Source organism: Hydrogenophaga intermedia (assembly GCF_000723405.1).
In the GTDB taxonomy this organism is placed as follows: Bacteria; Pseudomonadota; Gammaproteobacteria; order Burkholderiales; family Burkholderiaceae_C; genus Hydrogenophaga; species Hydrogenophaga intermedia.
The window spans coordinates 1-5,080 of record NZ_CCAE010000102.1 but is presented as its reverse complement, the minus strand read 5'-3'; the positions used below and the strand labels follow the sequence as shown (position 1 = coordinate 5,080).

The window sequence follows — 5,080 nt, the reverse complement described above, 5'->3', positions numbered from 1 at the left end:
CAAATCCGTCCCGTTTGAAGAACTGGCATCCGTTCCTACCCCAAACTCGTTTATCAACTGGCAACGCGACAGAACCGGCTGGACCGCCTTCGGCGCGACCGAGTCCGCGCTGCCGGAGGTTCTGTCGCGATAAGGGTATCCGACAATCCGGGCCATGCTTGATTTCCGCAAGAGTTCAATCAACAGCGCCCTGCGCAAGGTCCTCAAACGGTTTCACTATCCCCTCGAAGTGATGCTGACGTGCGTGCGCTGGTGTGTGTCCTATCCGTTGAGCCTGCGCCACATAGAGGAGATGATTGCCAAGAGTGCGGTGTTTTCGTTGACCACGCCACGGTACATCGCTGGACGATCAAGATGTTGCCGGTACTGGCAGCCGTTTTTCGAAGACGCAAGAAGCCTGTTGGAACAAGCTGGAGAATGGATGAGACCTATATCAAGGTGGCCGGCCAGTGGAAATACCTTTATTGGGCCGTTGACCCGCGAAGGTGACGCGGTGGACTTCCTGTTCACCGCCAAGCGGGATCTGGCTGCGGCTCGGCGCTTTTTGGAGTGCGCCATCAATCTTCATGACTTGCCCGAGAAAATCACTATCGACAAGAGTGGCGCAAACACAGCAGCCATTGAAAGTGTCAAGGCTGATGCCTGCGTTGGTATCCTGCTGCGCCAATGTAAATACTTGAACAACATCGTTGAGCAGGACCACCGGGCCATCAAACGGATCACCCGACCGATGCTCGGGTTCAAGTCATTCTGGAGTGCTCGCATCATCATCGCTGGTATTGAGACCATGCACATGATTCGCAAGGGGCAGGCGGACTGCCCGAATGGCTCAACCATGTCCGTTGCACAGCAGTTCTACACCCTGGCGATCTGATCGCCACCCACCAGTTCACCTTTTCTCGGCCATTCATCCTTACCGCGACAGAACCATGTTTTCTCATCCCTTAGAAAGGCATACCATGAAATCTCCCCTTCCAATCCATGCTCTAGTCACCGGTGCCACCGGTGGTATCGGCCGTGGCATCTGTTTTGCGCTGATCGAGCAGGCGCGTAAGGATGGTACAAGCCTCCTCATCAGCGCGGCCGCCTCGCAGCCCGGCGAGCGCCTGGACCGTCTGGTGGACGAGTTGCGTGCCGCCGGCGCCATGGCCTACGGCGTGGCCGGCGACATCAGCGACCCCGCGCAATGCGCGGCCATGGTCGCGCAGGCCCAAGCCCAGGGGGGCGATCTGACGGCGCTGGTCTGCAATGCCGGCGCCTCCGGGCCCGGCCGCCTGGCAGACCTGCCAGTGGCGCAGTGGGACCGCACCTTCAACCTCAACACCCGCTCGGCCTGGCTGATGGCCCAGACGGCGCGCGAGCAGCTGGCGCGCACGCGCGGCAGCATCACCGCTGTGGCCTCGATGTCAGGCCTGACGCCGCAACCGGGCTATGGCGCCTACTCGGCCGCCAAGGCCGCGCTTATTATGCTGTGCCGCCAGCTGGCCCAGGAATGGGCCGCTGAAGGCATCCGCGTCAACACCGTCTGCCCGGGCATGATCCGCACCCCGCTGACCGAGGCGGTGTACCAGGACGAGACCACACTGCAACAACGCCAGGCGCTGGTACCGCTGGGCCGCATCGGTCGGGCAGAGGACGTTGGCGCTGCGGTGGCTTACCTGGCCAGTGCCGCTGCGTCGTATGTGACGGGTCAGAACCTGGTGGTGGACGGTGGCATTTCCGACCACATGCTCACCATGATTCCGGGCCGGCCGGGCAAGCCTCCCGTGATGCATGCGCAAATCCCATAAAGCTGGCCATTGAAAAACTCGCGTTATAGGGCGTTGTTGCATGAAGGCCGCCGCAAACGAGGCACCCCCAAGCCACAACGGCTTATGCTGCCACGACTGAGATGCGGACGGATTTCGGGCGTCCGACACCCAGCATGTGGTTGAGCACCGTCACCGCGATGGCTGCTTCAGTCTGCTGGCCATGCCAGTGGCGCGCACGCAGCCGTGGTCAGATAATGGTGTTGGCGCCGATCGAATCTTGGTAAGCGGGTGGGCAACACATCTTGAGGCGAAGCTGAGTTCAAGAGAAAGTGTGCACGATGAAGATCATGCACACCATGGCGAGCGAGGCTAACGCCAATCGCCCCACGCGACGTTTTTACAGCGCAGAGCTCAAGACCCAGGTCATGCAGGAGTGCCGTCAAGGCGGTGCCTCTGTGGCCGGCGTGGCGCTGTCCCACGGCATCAACGCCAATATCGTGCACCGCTGGCTGCGCGAGCACACCCCGTCTGCGCTGGTGGTTCAGTCGCAGGCGTTCGTTCCCGTCACACTCAATGAACCAGCGCCAGGCCCCGCGCCACAGTCGGCGCCCGACATTCGGGTGCAGGTGCAGCACGGCAGGAGCGCCATTGTCGTGAACTGGCCCCTGGAGGGGGCGGCCGCTTGCGCCACCTGGCTGCGCGAGTGGTTGCGATGATCCGCATTGACGCCGTGTGGCTGGCAACCGATCCCATGGACATGCGCGCCGGAGTCGACACCGCACTGGCCCGCGTCGTCAAAGTCTTCGGAGCAGCCCACCCGCACCAGGCCTACCTGTTTGCCAACCGCAGAGCCAACCGGATGAAGGTGTTGGTGCATGACGGCATCGGCATCTGGCTGGCGACCAGGCGCCTGCATCAGGGCCACTTCGTCTGGCCGGCTCCTGGCGCAGCAGCGCGGTTAAGTTTGAGCCGCGCCCAGCTCGATGCCCTGGTCCTCGGCCTGCCCTGGGCGCGCATTGGCGAGGGCGGAATAATTACGCTGGTTTGATCTTGCATTTGGGCGTGCTCCCGTGTCTATTGGGGCATGCGCCGATAGGCACCAACGTGCAGCGCGGGCACACTACTATGCATGGCCCTAGCAGGCTGCTGAAATACTCACTGCGCCAGCGCAGCAGCTGACTCGAAGCGGTTTATTTTTGCGGTTTGGTTTCATATTTTGAGATCCCAGTGCTTTTTTGAGCTTTTGTTATCGGTTTGAAGCTGCGCTGCCGCCTTTTTCGCCCCTCACTGCGCCTGCAGACGGATTTGTCCCAAGGTGCGCATACGCGTCAAGTTGTACGCGGCCATCGTCAGCACAAACAGCTGATCGATGCGCTCAAGCCCGCGCACCATCACCTGTCGAATCCGGCCCACGGTCTTGGCCCAGCCAAAGCCCTGCTCGATCAGCTTTCTCTTTTGCTGAGAGACGGCGTAGCCGTCTGTCTGTGCAATCGCATCGGGCACTGCCGAGCGCCTGCCTGAAGTGTTCTGCGCCACATGCGGCGTGACTTTCATCTCCAGTCGCGCTTGAGCGTCACCCGGTACAGGAATCGCAGTGCGGCGGTGGCCGTGCCGACGCTGCTTGGCGCGAGTTTCTTGGTCTGCACGAGATGGCTCTGGTAGACACGGACCTGTTCTGGCCCCAGCTCCTCGGGCGATCGATCGAAGTACCGTGCAAAGGCCGAGACCTGTTGTACATACGACAGCTGAGTGTTCTCGGCGAAGTTGCGAATGCCCATGTCTTCGAGCATCCGCTGGCGTAGCGGTGTCATGGCGAGGCTCCTTTTGCAAGTGGAATGGATGAGATGCTGCGAACAGCAACTGCATCGTTCCGCATCTGGAACCTCTCGGCAAATTCGCCGAGCTTGGGGGTGGACGTCCGGCCTGTGAACAGGCACTACCGCGTCAGCGGGTTAGTTCAATTGCGTTTATGGCCAATTGGCCATAAGCGAGGCAACTGGTTGTTTGCGGGCTCGCTACGAGCAGGCCAGCGTGCGGCTGCCGTCATGAGCCTGATTCAGAGTGCCAAGCTCAATGGGCATGACCCGTATGCCTACTTGAGGGATGTGCTGACTCGGCTGCCTACGCACAAAAACAGCAGAGTAGCAGAGCTGCTGCCGCATCGCTGGCAACCTCTCCCGGCGTAACAGCTGGCTACCTCACCATCGCCACAAACAGTGGCGTCAAGCTGTGTTGGCCACGCGTACATGAACGCCCCCTATGCCAGCCTCTCAATTCGTGACAGCGCGAAGGTGAAGATTGCTCCCGTACATTCGGACTTCAATGCAGCTTTTGGCTGCGGTCCCTGATGGGATCTGCTGGTTGACGCCTCGATCGCTTACACGCACTCTGGGTGCCTCGCGCGGCGCGGGCTTTGCCAACCACGGTCTTACCTGTCTTGCCATCACTTCATGATCACCTGAGCAATCGGTGGTATTTCTCCCTGACGTTGTTTTTCCTCTTCTGCGGTTGGCCTTCGATCACGCGACCTTGGCCGCCTTCCTGTAACCCGTCTCGTAGCGCCGGTCGTGCGCCAGTAACGCCCAAACGATTCGGGCATTCTTGTTGGCCAGCGCAACCGCCGCAACGTTCTTGTTGCGGCGTTGGACCACTGCGTTGACCCAGCTGCACGGATCTGCCTTCTGTCCAGCGCGATAGATGACCGATCGCGCACCGTGTATCAGCAGCGTGCGCAAGTAGCTGTCGCCGCGCTTGCTCATGCCCAGCAGGTTCGACTTCCCTCCCGACGAGTGCTGCCGGGGCACCAGACCCAGCCAAGCCGCCAATTGTCGGCCGCCGTCGAAGTTCTTCGCATCCCCGATGGAGGCGACCAGCGCGCTCGCCGTGATGGGGCCGATGCCGGGCACCTGAGCGAGCCGGCTGCTGAGGTCGCTGCTTCGATGCCATGCCTGGATCTGTGCTTCGAGCTCTTCAACCTGGCGCTCAAGTTCCTTGAGGTGGTCGAGCAGTCGCTGGACGAGCACGCGAAAGGAGCCCGGGAGCTCGTTGTCGGCGTCTTCGATCAGTTCCGGGACCCGCGAGGCGATATAGCCGATGCCTTGGGGAACGACGAGACCGAACTCGCCGAGGAGGCCACGGATCTGATTGGCCTGCGCCGTGCGCGCCTTCACGAAGCCCTGGCGCACCCGGTGCAATGCCAACACCGCCTGCTGCTCAACATTCTTGATCGGCACGAAGCGCATGTTCGGCCGACCGACAGCCTCGCAGATGGCCTCGGCGTCGGCTGCATCATTCTTGTTGGTCTTGACGTATGGTTTGACGAACTGGGG

General features: G+C 61.2%; 5 protein-coding genes and 3 pseudogenes. 5 read left to right on the top strand and 3 right to left on the bottom strand.

The window, feature by feature from the left end; translation table 11 throughout:
* Window positions 1-154 precede the first annotated feature (154 nt).
* From BN948_RS25180 to tnpB, 4 genes and pseudogenes are all read left to right on the top strand, one after another.
* A pseudogene (locus tag BN948_RS25180) lies at window positions 155-874 on the top strand (IS6 family transposase).
* A gap of 85 nt (window positions 875-959) precedes the next feature.
* Window positions 960-1,790 (top strand): SDR family NAD(P)-dependent oxidoreductase, encoded by an 831-nt coding sequence (locus BN948_RS25175; RefSeq protein WP_051756406.1) that lies wholly within the window; start codon window positions 960-962, stop codon window positions 1,788-1,790.
* A gap of 299 nt (window positions 1,791-2,089) precedes the next feature.
* Window positions 2,090-2,467 carry an IS66-like element accessory protein TnpA gene (gene tnpA / locus BN948_RS25170; RefSeq protein ID WP_051756404.1) on the top strand — a complete coding sequence of 126 codons (378 nt, stop codon included), beginning with the start codon at window positions 2,090-2,092 and terminating at the stop codon, window positions 2,465-2,467.
* Window positions 2,464-2,799, top strand: coding sequence for an IS66 family insertion sequence element accessory protein TnpB (gene tnpB, locus BN948_RS25165; RefSeq protein ID WP_035624779.1), 336 nt, complete (start codon window positions 2,464-2,466; stop codon window positions 2,797-2,799). The genes tnpA and tnpB overlap by 4 nt, the downstream gene beginning before the upstream one ends.
* Window positions 2,800-3,035: 236 nt before the next feature.
* On the opposite strand, the pseudogene BN948_RS25160 reads toward tnpB, so the two are convergent.
* Both BN948_RS25160 and BN948_RS26445 read right to left on the bottom strand, forming a co-directional pair.
* A pseudogene (locus BN948_RS25160) lies at window positions 3,036-3,317 on the bottom strand (transposase); the annotation flags it as partial.
* Window positions 3,302-3,529: a site-specific integrase gene (locus BN948_RS26445; RefSeq protein ID WP_238327267.1), complete on the bottom strand. Its 228-nt coding sequence runs from the start codon at window positions 3,527-3,529 to the stop codon at window positions 3,302-3,304. The pseudogene BN948_RS25160 and the gene BN948_RS26445, both read right to left, overlap by 16 nt.
* Window positions 3,530-3,709: 180 nt before the next feature.
* Here BN948_RS26445 and BN948_RS26440 point away from each other — a divergent pair.
* A pseudogene (locus BN948_RS26440) lies at window positions 3,710-3,937 on the top strand (transposase domain-containing protein); the annotation flags it as partial.
* Window positions 3,938-4,270: 333 nt separating this feature from the next.
* Here the strand turns inward: BN948_RS26440 and BN948_RS25155 are convergent.
* Window positions 4,271-5,080 (bottom strand): IS110 family RNA-guided transposase (locus BN948_RS25155; protein ID WP_035624777.1); only part of this gene is annotated, 810 nt, incomplete at its 5' end.

Excerpts from the sequence above, each read along its gene's own strand:
- BN948_RS25175 (WP_051756406.1), top strand. The coding sequence starts at position 960 with ATGAAATCTCCCCTTCCAATCCATGCTCTAGTCACCGGTGCCACCGGT.
- tnpA (WP_051756404.1), top strand. The coding sequence starts at position 2,090 with ATGAAGATCATGCACACCATGGCGAGCGAGGCTAACGCCAATCGCCCC.
- tnpB (WP_035624779.1), top strand. The coding sequence starts at position 2,464 with ATGATCCGCATTGACGCCGTGTGGCTGGCAACCGATCCCATGGACATG.
- BN948_RS26445 (WP_238327267.1), bottom strand. The coding sequence starts at position 3,529 with ATGGGCATTCGCAACTTCGCCGAGAACACTCAGCTGTCGTATGTACAA.